Annotated in this window: 20 protein-coding genes and 1 tRNA gene; 13 read left to right on the top strand and 8 right to left on the bottom strand. The window is 63.9% G+C overall.

Annotation, left to right across the window (positions count from 1 at the left end; genetic code table 11):
* Nucleotides 1-31: 31 nt before the first annotated feature.
* The 5 genes from gatC to gatB all read left to right on the top strand — a co-directional run bounded on the left by gatC (nt 32) and on the right by gatB (nt 4231).
* Entirely contained in the window at nt 32-319 is a 288-nt protein-coding gene (gene gatC / locus VF617_RS13025; RefSeq protein ID WP_331015322.1) for an Asp-tRNA(Asn)/Glu-tRNA(Gln) amidotransferase subunit GatC, read from the top strand.
* Between the two features lie 204 nt (nt 320-523).
* A complete protein-coding gene (gene gatA, locus VF617_RS13020) occupies nt 524-2008 on the top strand; it encodes an Asp-tRNA(Asn)/Glu-tRNA(Gln) amidotransferase subunit GatA (RefSeq protein ID WP_331015321.1) in 1485 nt (494 codons plus the stop codon).
* A gap of 33 nt (nt 2009-2041) precedes the next feature.
* On the top strand, nt 2042-2323 hold the full coding sequence (locus tag VF617_RS13015; protein ID WP_331015320.1) for an AbrB/MazE/SpoVT family DNA-binding domain-containing protein: 282 nt from the start codon (nt 2042-2044) through the stop codon (nt 2321-2323).
* Nucleotides 2324-2325: 2 nt separating this feature from the next.
* On the top strand, nt 2326-2730 hold the full coding sequence (locus tag VF617_RS13010; RefSeq protein ID WP_331015537.1) for a type II toxin-antitoxin system VapC family toxin: 405 nt from the start codon (nt 2326-2328) through the stop codon (nt 2728-2730).
* Nucleotides 2723-4231: an Asp-tRNA(Asn)/Glu-tRNA(Gln) amidotransferase subunit GatB gene (gene gatB, locus VF617_RS13005; RefSeq protein WP_331015319.1), complete on the top strand. Its 1509-nt coding sequence runs from the start codon at nt 2723-2725 to the stop codon at nt 4229-4231. The genes VF617_RS13010 and gatB overlap by 8 nt, the downstream gene beginning before the upstream one ends.
* Here gatB and VF617_RS13000 read toward each other — a convergent pair.
* Together VF617_RS13000 and VF617_RS12995 are read right to left on the bottom strand one after the other, a co-directional pair.
* Nucleotides 4200-4682 carry a hypothetical protein gene (locus VF617_RS13000; RefSeq protein WP_331015318.1) on the bottom strand — a complete coding sequence of 161 codons (483 nt, stop codon included), beginning with the start codon at nt 4680-4682 and terminating at the stop codon, nt 4200-4202. The two genes, gatB and VF617_RS13000, sit on opposite strands and share 32 nt — an antisense overlap.
* Nucleotides 4679-5590, bottom strand: coding sequence for an acyl-CoA desaturase (locus VF617_RS12995; protein ID WP_331015317.1), 912 nt, complete (start codon nt 5588-5590; stop codon nt 4679-4681). Before VF617_RS12995 ends, VF617_RS13000 begins: the two co-directional genes overlap by 4 nt.
* An 85-nt stretch (nt 5591-5675) precedes the next feature.
* Between VF617_RS12995 and VF617_RS12990 the strand changes: the two genes are divergently transcribed.
* Entirely contained in the window at nt 5676-6002 is a 327-nt protein-coding gene (locus tag VF617_RS12990) for a metalloregulator ArsR/SmtB family transcription factor (RefSeq protein ID WP_331015316.1), read from the top strand.
* On the top strand, nt 5999-6604 hold the full coding sequence (locus VF617_RS12985) for a peptidylprolyl isomerase (protein WP_331015315.1): 606 nt from the start codon (nt 5999-6001) through the stop codon (nt 6602-6604). Before VF617_RS12990 ends, VF617_RS12985 begins: the two co-directional genes overlap by 4 nt.
* On the opposite strand, the gene VF617_RS12980 is transcribed toward VF617_RS12985, so the two are convergent.
* From VF617_RS12980 to VF617_RS12970, 3 genes are read right to left on the bottom strand one after another with little or no spacing between them, the layout of a single operon-like run.
* Nucleotides 6601-7323 carry a Crp/Fnr family transcriptional regulator gene (locus VF617_RS12980; RefSeq protein WP_331015314.1) on the bottom strand — a complete coding sequence of 241 codons (723 nt, stop codon included), beginning with the start codon at nt 7321-7323 and terminating at the stop codon, nt 6601-6603. The genes VF617_RS12985 and VF617_RS12980 overlap by 4 nt on opposite strands.
* Before the next feature lie 16 nt (nt 7324-7339).
* Nucleotides 7340-7522 carry a hypothetical protein gene (locus tag VF617_RS12975; RefSeq protein WP_331015313.1) on the bottom strand — a complete coding sequence of 61 codons (183 nt, stop codon included), beginning with the start codon at nt 7520-7522 and terminating at the stop codon, nt 7340-7342.
* A 10-nt stretch (nt 7523-7532) separates the two neighbouring features.
* Complete coding sequence (locus VF617_RS12970) at nt 7533-7712, bottom strand: hypothetical protein (RefSeq protein ID WP_331015312.1); 180 nt, start codon at nt 7710-7712, stop codon at nt 7533-7535.
* 109 nt (nt 7713-7821) lie between these two features.
* Here VF617_RS12970 and VF617_RS12965 point away from each other — a divergent pair.
* From VF617_RS12965 to VF617_RS12955, 3 genes are all read left to right on the top strand, one after another.
* Nucleotides 7822-7906 (top strand) — tRNA-Leu (locus tag VF617_RS12965).
* A gap of 65 nt (nt 7907-7971) precedes the next feature.
* On the top strand, nt 7972-9573 hold the full coding sequence (gene tig, locus VF617_RS12960; protein WP_331015311.1) for a trigger factor: 1602 nt from the start codon (nt 7972-7974) through the stop codon (nt 9571-9573).
* A gap of 214 nt (nt 9574-9787) precedes the next feature.
* Nucleotides 9788-10717: a glycosyltransferase family 2 protein gene (locus tag VF617_RS12955; RefSeq protein ID WP_331015310.1), complete on the top strand. Its 930-nt coding sequence runs from the start codon at nt 9788-9790 to the stop codon at nt 10715-10717.
* Here VF617_RS12955 and VF617_RS12950 read toward each other — a convergent pair.
* Genes VF617_RS12950 through VF617_RS12940 form a run of 3 tightly spaced genes read right to left on the bottom strand, consistent with a single transcriptional unit; the run spans nt 10707 to nt 12587 of the window.
* On the bottom strand, nt 10707-11093 hold the full coding sequence (locus tag VF617_RS12950; protein ID WP_331015309.1) for a type II toxin-antitoxin system VapC family toxin: 387 nt from the start codon (nt 11091-11093) through the stop codon (nt 10707-10709). The two genes, VF617_RS12955 and VF617_RS12950, sit on opposite strands and share 11 nt — an antisense overlap.
* Complete coding sequence (locus VF617_RS12945; RefSeq protein WP_331015308.1) at nt 11090-11527, bottom strand: hypothetical protein; 438 nt, start codon at nt 11525-11527, stop codon at nt 11090-11092. Before VF617_RS12945 ends, VF617_RS12950 begins: the two co-directional genes overlap by 4 nt.
* Before the next feature lie 52 nt (nt 11528-11579).
* Nucleotides 11580-12587, bottom strand: coding sequence for an aldehyde reductase (locus VF617_RS12940; protein WP_331015307.1), 1008 nt, complete (start codon nt 12585-12587; stop codon nt 11580-11582).
* 161 nt (nt 12588-12748) lie between these two features.
* Here VF617_RS12940 and VF617_RS12935 point away from each other — a divergent pair, with 161 nt between their 5' ends.
* The 3 genes from VF617_RS12935 to clpX all read left to right on the top strand — a co-directional run bounded on the left by VF617_RS12935 (nt 12749) and on the right by clpX (nt 16293).
* On the top strand, nt 12749-13384 hold the full coding sequence (locus VF617_RS12935) for an ATP-dependent Clp protease proteolytic subunit (protein WP_331015306.1): 636 nt from the start codon (nt 12749-12751) through the stop codon (nt 13382-13384).
* A gap of 26 nt (nt 13385-13410) precedes the next feature.
* Complete coding sequence (locus tag VF617_RS12930; protein ID WP_331015305.1) at nt 13411-14898, top strand: hypothetical protein; 1488 nt, start codon at nt 13411-13413, stop codon at nt 14896-14898.
* Between the two features lie 138 nt (nt 14899-15036).
* A complete protein-coding gene (clpX, locus tag VF617_RS12925; RefSeq protein ID WP_331015304.1) occupies nt 15037-16293 on the top strand; it encodes an ATP-dependent Clp protease ATP-binding subunit ClpX in 1257 nt (418 codons plus the stop codon).
* The last annotated feature ends 6 nt before the right edge of the window (nt 16294-16299 follow it).

Genomic DNA, 16299 nt, shown 5'->3' with positions numbered 1-16299 from the left:
TATCCGAGGCGCGCTCTGCTAGCCGCCCTTCATGTCCGTAGATACCGCAACCGTGAAGAGGGTGGCGAGCCTCGCTCGCATCGCGATCAGCGATGAGCATGCCGAGCGCCTCGCGCCTGAGCTCAACAATATCCTGGGCTGGATCGAGCAGCTGAGCGAGGTCGATACCTCCAGCATCCAGCCGATGACCGCCGTGATCCCCAACGAACTGCGCCTGCGCGAGGATGTGGTGACTGAGGGCGGCCAGCGCGACGCCGTGCTGGCGAACGCGCCGCAGGGCGAGCATGGCTTCTTCACCGTGCCGAAGGTGGTGGAATGATGCGCATGATCCCCGCTACCGCTCAGCCTGAGCTTGTCGAAGGCCGTTGGGAATCTCAGTGCTTCGACAGGCTCAGCATGAGCGGGGGGAGGTTTGCCCCAAACTCCGCTCAGCCTGAGCCTGTCGAAGGCCGGCTATCCATCAACGCATTAGTCGCGGGCGGCAACGCGCCCTTCGACGAGCTCAGGGTGAGCGGAATTTCTTGTGACTGACCTCACCGAACTCGGTGTCGCGGCGCTGCGCGATGGCATCCGGAGCGCCAAGTTTTCGGCGCGCGAAGTGGCGGACCAGTTCATCGTCAAGGTGAGCAAGGCCAAGGCGCTCAACGCATTCATTGTCGAGACGCCGGACCATGCGATCGCCGCCGCGCGCGCCGCCGACGAAGCGCTCGCGCGGGGCGAACCCCTCAAGCCGCTGGCCGGCGTGCCGATCGGGATGAAAGACCTGTTCTGCACCAAGGGCGTGCAGACGACCGCCGCAAGCCACATTCTCGAAGGCTTCAAGCCGGTCTATGAATCGACGGTGTCGCAGAATCTGTGGAATGCGGGCGCGGGCATGCTGGGCAAGCTCAACATGGATCAGTTCGCGATGGGTTCGTCGAACGAGACCAGCTATTTCGGCAACGTGATTTCGCCGTGGCGGCGCGGGGGCGGGGACAATGCCGCGCTGGCGCCGGGCGGCTCGTCGGGCGGTAGCGCCTCGGCGGTTTCGGCGCGGCTGTGCCCTGGCGCGACCGGAACGGATACGGGGGGATCGATCCGCCAGCCGGCCTCGTTCGTGGGCATATCGGGAATAAAGCCGACCTATGGCCGCTGCTCGCGCTGGGGCGTGATAGCCTTCGCCTCGTCGCTCGACCAGGCGGGCCCGATGGCGCGCGACGTTCGTGATTGCGCGATCCTGCTGGAGAATATGGCGGGCTTCGATGCCAAGGATTCGACTTCGCTGGATCTGCCGGTGCCGAAGTGGGAAGAAAACCTGTCGGGCGATCTGCGCGGCAAGAAGATCGGCATCCCGGCCGAATATCTGATCGACGGCTCGCCGCCCGAGATCGTCCGGCTCTGGGAGACCGGAATCGCCTGGCTGAAGGATGCTGGGGCGGAGATCGTGGAGGTCTCGCTTCCCCACACCAAATATGCGCTGCCGGCCTATTACATCATCGCGCCCGCCGAAGCCTCGTCGAACCTCGCGCGCTATGATGGCGTGCGCTACGGGCTGCGCGACTTGCCCGAGGGCGCGAATTTGCAGGACATGTATGCCGCGACCCGCGCCGCGGGCTTTGGCGAAGAAGTGAAGCGCCGCATCCTGATCGGCACCTATGTGCTCTCGGCAGGGTTTTACGACGCCTATTACACCCAGGCCCAGAAGGTCCGCGCGCTGATCGCCCGCGATTTCGAACGCGCCTGGCTGTTTTGCGATTATCTGCTGACTCCAACCGCACCGAGTGCGGCGTTCGCGCTGGGCGAGAAATCGGACGATCCGATCGCGATGTATTTGAACGACGTGTTCACCGTTCCGTCGAGCCTTGCGGGGCTGCCGGCGATGTCGGTGCCTGGCGGATTGGATAGCGCGGGGCTGCCGTTGGGCCTGCAGATCATCGGCAAGCCATTAGATGAGCAGGGCGTGCTCAACGCAGGGCTGGCTATCGAGGAGCGCGCAGGGTTCGTCGCGCGGCCCGATGCGTGGTGGTAGACAAGTAATACCCGTACCGGTAATACTAGCCCGATGAGCCGCGTCACCAACCTTACCGTGAAGGGCCAGGTCACTATCCCCAAGGATGTGCGCGATGCGCTTGGGCTGAAGCCTGGCGATCCCGTGGAGATCGGCCGCGAGGGCGACCGGGCGTTCCTGCGCAAGGCGACGCTTTCGGAGGATGAGCGGCGTTGCCGTTATGAGGCGGCGCTGGCGGATATTGATCGGGTGCGCGAACAGTTCATGCCGTTTCGCATCGGGCGGTCCACGGACGAGATCATGCAGGACCTGCGCGGTGACGAGCCGCTCCCGTGATCATGGTCGACACGAATGTGATGCTCGATATCCTGCTGGCCGAAGGGGAGTGGGCCGATTGGTCCCGTCAGGCTCTGGCGCAGGCACGCATCGAAAATGAACTCGCAGTCAATCACATCGTGATCGCCGAGCTTGCCGGCCACTTTGCCGACGAGGCGGCCGTGGACGATGCCCTTCGGCGCTTCGCTCTGATAATCCTTCCCTTTACGACTGACGCTGCGTTGCGTAGCGGGCGAGCATTCCGCGAGTATCGGCGGCGAGGAGGCGGACGCGATACGGTCCTTGCCGATTTTCTCATCGCTGGCCATGCCGCCGCTGCCGACGCCGCACTGATGACCCGAGACAAGAAGATCGCTTCCTATTTCCCCGAATTGACCCTGATCGCACCCGAGACCGACAATGGCTGACGCATCCGCACCCTACCGCATCCACGGCGAAACCGGCGAATGGGAGGTCGTGATCGGCCTCGAAATCCACGCCCAGGTCACATCCAACGCCAAGCTCTTCTCGGGCGCGTCCACCGAGTTCGGCGCCGAGCCCAACAGCCAGGTTTCGCTGATCGATGCGGCGATGCCCGGCATGCTGCCGACGCCCAACAGGGAGTGCATCCGCCAGGCCGTCCGCACCGGGATGGCGCTGGGGGCGGTGATCAACAAATATTCGCGGTTCGATCGAAAGAATTATTTCTACGCCGATCTGCCGCAGGGGTATCAGATCAGCCAGCTCTATCACCCGATCGTCGGCGAGGGACGGATTGAGATCAGCCTGGATGAGAAGGACCCCGAGGCGCAGACCATGTCGATCGGCGTCGAGCGCATCCATGTCGAGCAGGATGCGGGCAAGCTGATGCACGATCAGCACCCGACGCGTTCGTATGTCGATCTCAACCGCGCGGGCGTCGCGTTGATGGAGATCGTCAGTCGGCCGGACATGCGTTCTCCAGCCGAAGCAGGAGCTTACGTCAAGAAGTTGCGCTCGATCCTGCGCTATGTCGGCTCGTGCGACGGCAATATGGAAGAGGGCTCGATGCGCGCCGACGTAAATGTCAGCGTGCGCAGGCCGGGCGAGGAGCTGGGCACGCGCACCGAGACCAAGAACGTCAATTCGGTGCGCTTCGTGATGCAGACGATCGAGATCGAAGCCAAGCGCCAGGTCGAAGTGATCGAGAGCGGTGGCAAGATCGTCCAGGAAACGCGGCTGTTCGATCCCGACCGCGGAGAGACCCGCTCGATGCGATCGAAGGAAGATGCGCACGATTACCGCTATTTCCCCGATCCCGATCTGCTACCGCTGGTGCTTGACGATGCGTTTCTGGATGCGTGCCAGGCGAGCTTGCCCGAACTGCCCGATGCGAAACGCCGCCGTTATGAAAGCGAGTTGGGGCTGAGCGCATACAACGCCGCGGTGCTCACCGCCGACGCTGATACCGCGCGTTGGTTCGAGGCGCTGGCCGCCGAATCGGCGCGGGTGCAGAGCAAGGGCGAAACCGAAGTCGCGCGGCCCGCGGCTAACTGGCTGATCTCCGACTTGTTCGGCGCGCTCAACCGGCTGGGCAAGGACCTGGCGGACAGCCCGGTCAGCCCGATACAAGGCGCCGAACTACTCGCATTGCAGGCCGACGGCACGCTTTCCGGGCCGCTCGCCAAGCAGGTGTTCGAGATCATGCTCGAAACCGGGCAGGGCGCCCCTGCGATCGTCGAGGAGCGCGGGCTCAAGCAGACCAGCGACACCGGCGCGATCGAAGAAGTGATCGCCGGCGTGCTCGCCGCCAACCCGAACCAGCTCGAACAATATCGCGGCGGCAAGGAAACCCTGTTCGGTTTCTTCGTCGGCCAGACGATGAAGGCGATGCAGGGCAAGGCGAATCCGGCCGTGGTCAACGAGCTGCTGAAGAAGACGCTAGGCTGAGCAAGGCTGCGACCACGGGCGCAAACGCGACGGACGTTGCGCCGAGCGCCATCAGAATTGCCAAGTTGCGCGCCCGATTTTGACTCGCGGTCGCGACGAGGAAGAACGCGGCACCGCCGATCACTCCCGCCGCCCCGAGGCCACCGATGATGGGCCACTCCGCGGGAGTGCGATCCGCTAGCGAAAAGATCACGGGTATCGCGACGCCAGTGAGCGCGCCTGTGGCGAGCGCCGTTCCCAGGTTTTGCCAGCGAAGGCGGAGAACCAGCAAATATAGCGGCAGCCCGACGATCGCGACGATGAATGCCGTCACCATCAAGACAGCGATGTAGAGCGCGATCGATAAATAGGGGAAAGTGAGCGCCGTCGTCAGGACAAGTGCAACCAGCGCCGTCGACACCAGAAGAGGAAGGCAGCCGCCATCGCGCGGGTAGGCGATGTCTTCGGTCATGCCCGGTTCTCCACGGCGCGAAGCATCGTATTTCGATCAGCAAAGCGCTCCGGCGTCTGGACATCCCAGGCCAATCCAGTTCGCTGGAGTAGCCGGATAAACGCGAACCCGAGGTCGCTCTGCCCCGGATGGAGCCCTATCCGCGCCGAGCCGGGAAAGGCGTGGTGATTATTGTGCCAGGCCTCGCCCATCGTGACGAAGCCGGCCCAGGGCACGTCGTGCGCCTGCACACCTGCGCCGTCGACCAGCAGGGTCTGGGGACCGCGCGTGTGCGCCAAGTGGCCGACGAACCAGTGGCCGTGCGCCGAGATGGCGACGCGGGCACAGACGCCCCAGATGACGAAGCCCCATCCGCCCGCCCACCACAGCAAGGCCGCGATCGGCAATTGCTGCGCCATCCAGCTTGCTTCGAGAAAGCGGTAGAAGCGGTCCTGCCCCGCGCGGCCGAGATCGAAGCGGGGCGGATGTGCGAGTTCAAGCCGGCAGTGCAATTGCCACCATGCGTCCTTCAGTATCGGGCTGCGGTGGCTGAGATAGGGGTGGCATGCGGGTTGCCGCTGCGCCCAATCGCGCAGATCGTGCGTACGGATGATGCCATGCGGTCCGCTCATGCCGACGATCGTGCCGAACCAGACCAGAACGCGTTCAAGCCATAGCGGGCAGGCGAAGCTGCGGTGGATCAGGCGCCGATGGAAGCCCACCGAATGACCGAGCAGCAGCACAGAACCCGTAGTGGCTACGAAAACGCACAGCGCACCGGCGGAGATCGTGGATGGGCCGAGAATAACTGCCGCCGCCAGCATGCCCCCGTTCCAGAGCGATAATATGGGGTTCCAGCGCACATGGCCTTCGGTGGCGCTGGTCCCCGGCGTTTCGATCAGGCTGTTCACCGCATTGGGATCATCCATGGTTTCGACTCGCAGGTAATTAAGCAATTACCTAAATAACGTTGTCGGGCTGGAAAGCAATGAAGAAATCGCTTAAATACTCTGCATGCAGCGTGTCTTTGAAGCCTTGTCGTCCACTATCCGGCGCAAAATCCTGGCCTACCTCAGCCATACGGACCTTACCGCAGGCGAGATCGCCGCTCGGTTTTCCATCTCGAAGCCGGCGGTGTCGCAGCATCTCTCGGTGCTCGAAAATGCGGGGCTGGTGACGAGCGAGAAGCGCGGGCAATATGTGCATTACAAGCTGGTGACCGAGCATCTCGCCAACTCGCTCAACGGTTATCTGCAGGAGGTATGCCCGGTTTCCCGTCCGCTCAAGGCGGAGAGCGCGATGCTTGCGGAAACCCGGAATGGACCGGAGGACAAGGAATGATTCGCGCATTTATGATCGCGCTATGCGCCCTCGCGCTTCCCGCTGCCGCGCAGACCGCTACGCCGCCCACTAACCCTCGCGTCGCGTTCGAGACCGAGGCCGGACGCTTCGTCCTTGAAGTCTATGCCGACAAGGCCCCGATCACCGCCGCCAATTTCCTGCGCTATGTGGATGCCAGGCGGCTGGACGGCATCAGTTTTTATCGCGTGGTGAAGGTGCAGGACCGGTTCGGCTTCGTGCAACTGGGGCTGCAGAACGATCCCAAGCGCGTCTTCCCGCCGGTCAGACATGAACCTACGACCCTGACGGGCATCAAGCATCTCGACGGCACGATATCGATGCCTCGGGTGAAGGTGGGGAGTGCGCAGGGGGAGTTTACAATCAGCCTGGGGGATCAGCCTTCGTTCGATGCAAACCCGGCGAATCCCGGCGACAATCTTGGGTATGCCGCGTTCGGCCGCGTCGTCGAGGGGATGGATGTGGTGCTCAAGGTCTTCGACGCGCCCGTCTCGCCCAGCGCGACGCTGCGCGGTGGCGTGTTCAAGGGTGAGGTTCCGGTGAAGCCGGTCCGCGTGCTGGCCGTGCGGCGCGTGAAGCCCTAGCCGCGCTCGCGCTGGCCAAGATAGAGATAGGTGGGGTCGAACTCCGCCGCCCGCTTCAGCCCCTCGATATCGTGGATCGTCACGCGGCCGTTGCGGAATTCCACCAGGCCCGTCTCGCGCAATTCCTTGAGGACGCGATTGACGTGAACGGGGGTGAGGCCGAGGCACTCGGCGACGTCCGCCTGCGTGATCGGCAGCGCGTATCCGTTTCCAGTCGCCAGGCCGACGATGCCCAGCCGCACCTGAAGTTCGCATAGTAAATGCGCGGTTCGCTCGAGCGCGGAGCGGCGGCCCAGCGAGACTTCCCATTCGCGGTGAATGCACGCGTCGAGATTGGTCGAGAACCAATAGATGCGGCCGAGCCGGGGGTGTTCCTCGCAGAGCTTCTGAATGCGGTCGTGCGGCGATTTTACGATCTTGCACGGCGTGAGCGTCATGACGTTGTGATCGAGATGCTTGAGCGTGAAACTGTGCAGATCGGCAAAGTCCCCCGGCACATGAATTTCCGTGATCTGGCGCTGGCCGTCACTCAAATCCTTGTACCGGGTCATCAGCCCATCAAGCAGCAGAGTGGAGAAGGTGAGGACTTCTCCCGCCCGGATGGCGGTGTGATCCGCGGGGTAGCGGGCGACCTCCGTAAGCGACTCGCGGATCGCCGCTTCCTCGATTTGGCTGATCGAGTAGCGGGCGCGCAGTTTCATGAGGTGCCGGTCGATCACCGCAAGCTTCCGTCCGTCATTGCTGAGCCACGTCCTGGTTCTTGACCTCGCCGCGGCTGCCGCTGACGCCATCGTCGATTCCCGTTTGATCGAGCGGAGAGGTGGTTGCGCCGCCCTTCGCGGCATCGGCTTCGTCCGAACGCGACTGGACGGCTTGTTCCAGGTCGGAGCGCGCGTCGTTGCTGTTGTTGTCGGTCATCGGCTGTTCCTCAGGCTGTCGGCTGCATCGGTCCCGCCGGGGGATCGCCGCCGGGATTGGGTGCCGGCACGTCGATGTCGGGCGGGGGCGGCGAATATTCAGGAGGCGGCGTCTCGGGGTGGCCGGGCTGTGGCGCGGCGGGCGCTTCGTCGGGCGGCGCGGTGGGCTGAATCGGCGGTTCGACTGGCATCTGAGCTCTCCTTGTCCGTTCCTCAACGCCGTGCAGCGCCCCAAGTTGCTTGGCACCCTTGCCCCCGCTCGCCTGATTGCTATAGAGCCGCCCGACCGGCGGTGCCCCTGCGGGCGTGGCGGAACTGGTAGACGCGCCAGATTTAGGTTCTGGTATCGAAAGGTGTGGGGGTTCGAGTCCCTTCGCCCGCACCAGGCACCGCCGCTCTTGATCAGCGTCCTCGGCGCCGCGAATCCCTTTCTAGTTGGAAGCTTCAGAAATGCAGACTGTCGAGACGTTGAACGAGGGCCTCAAGCGCGCCTTCACGCTCAAGATCACCGCCAAGGATATCGATTCGAAAGTCGATGCCGAAGTGAAGCGCGTGGCCCCCACGATCAAGATGCCCGGCTTTCGCCCCGGCAAGGTGCCCGCGAACCTGATCCGCAAGATGCACGGAGAGGCCCTGGCGCAGGATGCGCTCAACAATTCGATTCAGGAAGGCGTGCAGAAGCTGATCGCCGACCAGAAGCTGCGCCCCGCGATGCAGCCTTCGGTGAGCCTGGAAGGCGAATACGCGCCCGGCGAGGATGCCGAGGTAAAGGTCGAGCTCGAAGTGCTCCCGGACGTGCCGACGCCTTTGATCGACGGCATCAAGCTGGAGCGGTTGACGGTTCCGGCCGACGAAGCCGCGGTCAACGCGCAGCTCGCGCAGCTCGCGAGCCAGCAGAAATCGTGGAACGACGCGCCGGCCAAGCACGAGGCCGCCACCGGTGACCAGGTCGTGATGGATTTCGCCGGTTCGGTGGACGGCGTCGCGTTCGACGGCGGCACGGGCACCGACATGGCGGTCGAGATCGGCTCCGGCCGGCTTATCCCGGGTTTCGAAGACCAGCTTGTCGGGGTGAAGGCGGGCGACGAGAAGACGATCGACGTGACCTTCCCCGAGGATTACGGCCAGAAGGATCTTGCGGGCAAGCCGGCGCAGTTCGCGCTCAAGATCACCAAGGTGCAGACCGCGGGCGAGAGCAAGATCGACGATGATTTCGCCAAGCAACTCGGGCTCCAGAGCCTGGAGCAGCTGACCGGCCTGTTGAAGGGGCAGATCGAGCAGCAGCTCAACGGCCTCACCCGCACGCACATGAAGCGCAAGCTGCTCGATCAGCTCGCCGCAGGGCATGATTTCCCGGTGCCGCCCTCCATGGTCGACGCCGAATTCCAGCAGATCTGGCATCAGCTCCAGCACGAAGCCGAGCACGAGCCCGATGTGGAGGCGGCGAAGGCGGAACTCGATAATGAGCGCGGCGAGTATCTGGCGATCGCCGAGCGTCGCGTGCGGCTGGGGTTGTTGCTCTCGGAGATCGGCAACGCCAATGGCGTCGAAGTCAACCAGAACGAGATGAACCAGCTGATCGCACAGGCCGCGCAGCAATATAACGCCGCCGACCGCGAGCGCTTCTTCCAGTATATCCGCCAGGAGCCGATGGCCGCGGCCCAGCTCCGCGCGCCGCTGTTCGAAGACAAGGTCGTCGATTACCTGTTCGAAAAGGCCGAGATCAGCGATCGCGAAGTGACTCGCGAGGAGTTGGAAGCCGCAATCGAGAGCGAGGAGGGCTTCGACACCGGCACCCACACGCACGATCACGACAACCACAAGCCCAAGGCCAAGAAGGCCGCGGCCAAGAAGAGCGACGCGAGGAGCGACGAGCCCAAGGCGGCGAAGCCGAAGAAGGTGGAAAAAGCCGATATCGAGCCCGCCGCACCTGGAGACGAACTGGTGGAGGTCGAGCCGGTGAAGAAGGCCGCGACCAAGAAGGCGCTCGTTGCCAAGGCGGAAGCTGCCGACGAGAAGCCGGCCAAGAAGGCGCCGGCGAAGAAGAAGTAGCTCTGCTTTCCCTCCCTCTTGACGGGGGAGGGTTGCGCAGACTTAGGTTGCGCTACTTCAGCGCGGCCTTAGTCGGAGCTGGGTGAGGGTGAGCGGCGCTTCCGCGCCGCGCGATTGCTTGCACTCGCCCCCCTCTCCAACCTCCGCTAGGCAGCAAGCTGCCAAGCTCCAGTATCCTCCCCCGCGAGGGGGGAGGAGGAGCAGGGGGACCGACGTGACCGAACCGCGCATTGCAGTCCTGCTGCCCTGCTACAACGAGGAAGCGGCGATCGCGCAGACGGTCGCCGGGTTCCGCGCGGCGCTGCCCTCGGCGACGGTCTACGTCTATGACAATAACAGCAGCGACCGCACGATCGAGGTCGCGCGCGCCGCCGGGGCCGTGGTCCGCAGCGAGCGGATGCAGGGGAAGGGCAATGTCGTCCGCCGGATGTTCGCCGACATCGACGCGGACATCTATGTGATGGCCGATGGCGACGCGACCTACGATCCCGCCGCTGCCGCCGCGATGGTGGAGCGCGTGGCGGGGGAGGGGCTCGACATGATCGTGGGCACCCGCGTGCATGAGGCGTCGGACGCATATCGGCGCGGCCATGTGCTGGGCAACCGGGTGATGACAGCAATCCTGGCGCGCCTGTTCGGGCGCAGCTTCACCGATATCTTCTCGGGCTACCGCGTGTTTTCGCGACGCTTCGTGAAGAGCTTTCCGGTGCTCTCGTCGGGCTTCGAGATCGAAACCGAGATCAGCGTGCACGCGCTGGAGCTCAAGATGCCGGTGGGGGAGGCTGAGACGCGCTATTTCGCCCGCCTGGCGGGGTCGGTGTCCAAGCTCAGCACCTATGGCGACGGGCTGCGCATCGCGCGGACCATCCTGACGCTCTATCGGATCGAGCGGCCGATGCTTTTCTTCGGGCTGATCGCGGCGATCTTCGCGCTGACCGCGATCGGCCTGAGCATTCCGCTGGTGATCACTTACCTGGAAACCGGCCGCGTGCCGCGCTTCCCGACCGCGATCCTCTCGACCGGGCTGATGATCCTGGCATTCCTCAACCTGTTTACCGGGCTGATCCTCGATACGGTGGTGCGGGGGCGGCGCGAAGTGCGGCGGCTGGCATATCTGGGCCAGCCTGGGCCGCTCAACGGATAAGGTGAACGGAAACCCCGACTTCCGCCTCGACCTGTCGCCAGGCGCTGTCCGCAGTAAGCACGGGCAGCCGTAGCCGGCGAGCCAGTGACAGGCAGAAGCGATCCCCGAGCGACAGCCCGGCCTGTGCAGTGAACGCACGCAAGATGCCGGCGTCGATCGCCTGGTCCCGGTCCGCCGCGATTGTCGTGATGTCGATACCAGCAATGGCTTCGCGGGCGATGGCGCCGGAAAGCCCCCGATTTACCAGCGTCGAGACGACTTCCGCCAGATTCACCGCGGAAATGCATGCGCCGAGAAGCGCCTCCTGCACCTCGGCCGCACCTGGCTCGTCCAGTAGCATGGCGAGCACCGCCGAAGCGTCGAGGACGCAGGTCATCGTTCTTGCGCGGCCTCGCGGCGTTTATCGGCGATAAAGTCATCCACCCCATAGGAATTCGTGGAATGCAGGCGCACCAGTTCCCGGGCGCGAGCCAAGCCGGGTAGCGAGGTGGACGGTTGAGGCAGGGGTTCGGGCCGAGCAGCGCCACGCACATATACCGCGCCGCTTGCAAACAGCCGCCCGCGCGTCAGCTTGCGCTTGATCCCAGGCCGCCACCCGCGTGCGCCAAGCACATCGCGGATCCAACGCCCCACATGCTGGCGCTGGGTGTGGTCGAGATCGACCTTGCCCGCGATTCGCGCGTCCAGCGCCTGTACGGCAGGCCGTCCGCCGCGCGACAGCGCCTCCATCTCGCGGATCGTCGCTTCCTCCGTTAGGACGGGGGCGATGATCTTTGCGGCGGACGAATGGAGGAAATCGGAGTAGGACATCTTGAGGCTCTCGATAAGTAGCATGCACCTATAAGGTGTCATTTGCTCCTTATCAAGGAATCAAATTCAATGCCTTCAGACTCTCCGCCGTCGCCACCACGGCTTCCTCATTGGAACGCGGCTCCCAACCCAGCGCGCGGGCCCTTTCGTTGCTCGCGCGGCCGCGGACGCCCAGCCGGGGGGATGCTTCGCGCGCCATCGGATTGAAGAGCGCGAGGGTGCGGACCAGCCAGCTCGGCAGCCGGCGAGGAACCCTGGTGCGCATGTGATCGTGGAGGATCAGCGCCATCTGGTGGAGCGAAACGGGCTCTCCGGCCACCGCGAGGAAGCGCTGGTTCTTCGCATCGGGGTGAGTCATCGCCACTAGCTGAAGGCTCGCGACGTCACGCACATCGATGACGCCGAACCACAAATCAGGAGTGCCGGGGAGCTTGCCCGTCATCATGCGGCGAACGAGTTCGATTGAGGTGGACAGGTTTTGGCTCAGCGCGGGGCCGAAAATGCCCACGGGGTTTACTACCGCCAGCTCCATCCCGCCGCCTTCGCGCCCGATGAAATCCCATGCCGCGCGTTCGGCCAGCGTCTTGGATTTCATATAGGGCTGCACCCCCGGGCCATCCACATCGGTCCAGTCCGCCTCGGTATACACGCCGTCTCGCGCCCCCTGGCCGTAGCCGATCGCCGCGAAGGACGAAGTGAGCACGACGCGCCTGACGCCGGCATCGCGCGCCGCGCGCAATACGCGTAGCGTGCCGTTTACCGCGGGGCGGATCAGTTCCTGCTCGTCCTGCGGCTGAGTGAGCGGGAAGGGGGAGGCGACGTGCTGGACATAGTCGCAGTCCGCCGCGGACTCCGCCCAGCCGGAGTCATTGTCGAGGTCGGCGACCGCGAAGCCCAGTCGATGCGTGTCGGCTCCGGCTCGTTCGAGCGTCGCGCGAATCTCCGCCTCGCGACTGGGGCTGCGGACCGTGGTGCGGACCATGTGCCCGGCGGCGAGAAGTTGGAGGATGACATGGCTTCCGACGAAACCCGAACCCCCGGTGACTAGAACCTTGCTCATGCGTAACAATGTGCGTCTTCGTGACCGCAGGAGCAATAGTCGCGTTAAGTGCGGTGGTTCACTGCGTTCACCCCTTGCGCCGCGCTAACCAAGCGCCGATGTTGTGATCGGGCAAAACACAAAGATCGAGATTTCTCCTTATGCATCCGCTTGCAGGTCAGATGACCATTGACCCCGTCACCGGCGGGCTGGTTCCCATCGTTATCGAACAGTCCAGCCGCGGCGAGCGCAGCTTCGATATTTATTCGCGCCTGCTGCGCGAGCGGATCATCTTCATCACCGGTGGCGTCGAGGACCATATGGCCTCGGTGATCACCGCCCAGCTGCTCTTCCTCGAATCCGAAAATCCGAAGAAGGACATCTGGATGTACATCAATTCGCCCGGCGGCGTCGTCACGGCCGGCATGGCGATCCACGACACGATGCAATATATTCGCCCGCGCGTCGGCACGGTCTGCATCGGCCAGGCCGCGTCGATGGGAAGCTTCCTGCTCGCGGCGGGGGAGCCCGGCCTGCGCGTGGCGCTCACCAATGCGCGGATCATGATCCACCAGCCCTCGGGCGGCGCGCAGGGCATGGCCAGCGACATCCAGATCCAGGCGAAGGAAATCCAGCGCATCAAGGATCGAATGAACGGATTGTACGTAAAATATACCGGCCAGTCATTGGAGCGCATCGAGGCCGCGATGGACCGCGATACATTTCTCGAGGCCGAGGAGGCCAAGGCCTTCGGCCTGGTCGACGAAGTTTATGACAAGCGGCCGGGCCTGGCCGAAGACGGCGCGTCAGCCTCTTGAGGCTTTCCGCGCAGGCAGGCTTTGCGATGCGGGCATTTGCTGCGGCACTGCTCTTCTGCGCGATGCCGGTGGGCGCGCAGACCGCGCCCAATGCCTCGTTTGAGGAGTCACTGAACCAGTCGGTCAGCGACCTTTCTCAAGGTCGGCTGGCCGAGGCCCGCGCGGCGCTCGATGCCCTCCTTAAGCGCCCGCTAGACGCACGGCAACGCGGCTTCGCGCTCGCAATTCGCGCGGCAGTGCTGGTAGGGCAGGGCGAGACCGGGGCCGCTATAGCCGAGTTCAGAGAGGCCCGGGCCGTCGCGCCGGATGTCCGCGACGTGCACCTGATGGAGGTCCGCGCAGGGCTCTCGTTCGGACGCCCGGAGTTCGTCCTTCGTCCGATGATCCGCATAGCCGAGCAACACCCCGCCTGGCTGACCTTGGACCAGCGGGAGCTTGTTACCGCCGCCTTGTCGTTGGGCGTGCAGGGCAAACTTACCAAGGAGTATGAGGATCTGGCATTGGCGCTCGCACGTGCGGACTATGGCGCGGGCGACCTCAGCGTGCGCTGGGACCTTGCCAAGGAAGCCGCTACCATCGCCATTAAGCGCGGCGACGCCGGGCTCGCAGCGAATTACATCGAGCGGATCGAGGATCGCGACCAGATAGAAGGCATACTCACCGACCGGCGATTTGCCGCCTCCTGGCCCGTCATCGAAGCCGCGGCGGGTCCGCATATGGCGAATTTGCAGGAGGCCGCAGTCCAATCGGCGCGCAAGTCGGCAGCGGCACGCGGAAACGATTCGGCGTCGCTGCATGCGCTGATGCGCGCATATCGGCTGGCTAATCGCCACGCTGAGGCCAATGCGGTAGGCATGCTGATCGCGTCGTCGCCCTCGGACATCCCGAAGCTGACCGACCGTGATGCTTGGGCGGTCGACGAGCACGCAAACGGTCTGGTGGAAATGGGGCGTTATGACGAAGCCGACCAGCGCTGGGCTTCGCTCCTGGTTATCGACATCGAGAAGAATGACTGGCTGATCGGAATGATCCTGAACCGGGCGGCAGCTAGGATCGCGCAGCGCGATTGGGCGGCAGCGGCTCCCCTCGTCGCGGACGCGGGCTCCAAATATCTGAAATATGCCAGCGCCTATGCGCGCCAGATGATCCGCTGGATGCAAGTTTGCGTCGCACAGGGGCAATCGCAAACGATGCTGCCCGATGCGGCGCTCGTGGAACTGCTTGCCAACACGTCGGATTCCCGCGCTATGACAATCGATGCGTTGCTTTGTGCGGGACGGACCGAGCGGGCCGCGGCGACTCTCACCGAATGGCTGGGCAGCGGCGAGGAACTGGGCGAAGCGATCGCACGGCTGCAACCGATCGGGGCCTTGCGGGTCCGCAGCGGCGATATGACCAACAAACAGGCGTGGCTCAAGCTGCTGGCCCGGACGGAAGTGCGCGCCGCATTCGACAAGGTCGCGCGCGAGCTTCCCGAAAAGCTCTGGCCCATTGCTATTTCAGTAACGCCTTAAAGGCTATACAATGCTTGTTTCCTTTGCGGGGATAGACATATTGCGCGATGGCGGGAAATCCTTCGGTTCAAGGCGCGGAACGCCCGGTAGTATAACGAGCCCGCTGCATTGCGGTGGGGACAACAGGTAAGTGGATTTATGACAAAGCTCAGCGGCGGCGACTCCAAGAGCACGCTATATTGCTCGTTCTGCGGCAAATCGCAGCACGAGGTGCGCAAGCTCATCGCGGGCCCGACGGTGTTCATCTGCGACGAGTGCGTCGAGCTGTGCAACGACATCATCCGCGAGGAGACCAAGTCGGCGCTCGTCAGCAAAAAGGACGGCGGCGTGCCTACGCCGCAGGAAATCTGCAACGTGCTCGACGATTACGTGATCGGCCAGAAGCAGGCCAAGCGCGTGCTCTCGGTCGCGGTGCACAATCATTACAAGCGGCTCAACCATGGCGCCAAGGGCGCCGATGTCGAGCTCGCCAAGTCTAACATCCTGCTCGTCGGCCCCACCGGCTGCGGCAAGACCCTGCTGGCGCAGACGCTGGCGCGCATCCTGGACGTACCGTTCACGATGGCCGATGCCACGACGCTGACCGAAGCGGGCTATGTCGGCGAGGATGTCGAGAACATCATCCTCAAGCTGCTCCAGGCATCCGACTATAATGTCGAGCGGGCGCAGCGCGGGATCGTCTATATCGACGAGATCGACAAGATTTCGCGCAAGGCCGAGAATCCGTCGATCACTCGCGACGTTTCGGGCGAAGGCGTGCAGCAGGCTTTGCTCAAACTGATGGAGGGCACTACCGCGTCGGTGCCTCCGCAGGGCGGGCGCAAGCATCCGCAGCAGGAATTCCTGCAAGTGGACACGACCAACATCCTGTTCATCTGCGGCGGTGCGTTCTCGGGCCTCGAAAAGATCATAGGCGATCGCCTGCAGGGCAAATCGATCGGCTTCGGCGCGCATGTCGCCGGACCCGACGAGCGCCGCACGGGCGAATTGCTTCGCTCAACCGAGCCGGAGGATTTGCTGAAGTTCGGCCTTATCCCCGAATTCGTCGGCCGTCTGCCGGTCATCGCCACGCTGGAAGACCTCGACGTCGATGCGCTGATCAAAATCCTGACCGAGCCGAAGAACGCTCTGGTTAAACAGTATCAGAAGCTGTTCGATATGGAATCGGTCCGGCTCGGCTTCAACGACGATGCCCTGGTCTCGATCTCCAAGCGGGCGATCGAGCGGAAGACCGGTGCGCGTGGGCTTCGCTCGATCCTGGAGGGCATATTGCTCGACACGATGTTCGATCTGCCCGGCATGGACGGCGTCGACGAAGTGGTGGTCGACAAGGACGTGGTCGATGGCCGCAAGGAGCCGGTGCGCGTCTACGCCAAGAAGGAAAAGGCGGGCTGATCGGCC

Origin of the sequence: Sphingomonas sp. (genome assembly GCF_036388215.1) — a bacterium.
Taxonomy (GTDB): domain Bacteria; phylum Pseudomonadota; class Alphaproteobacteria; order Sphingomonadales; family Sphingomonadaceae; genus Sphingomonas.
This window is presented reverse-complemented; position numbering and strand designations above follow the sequence as displayed.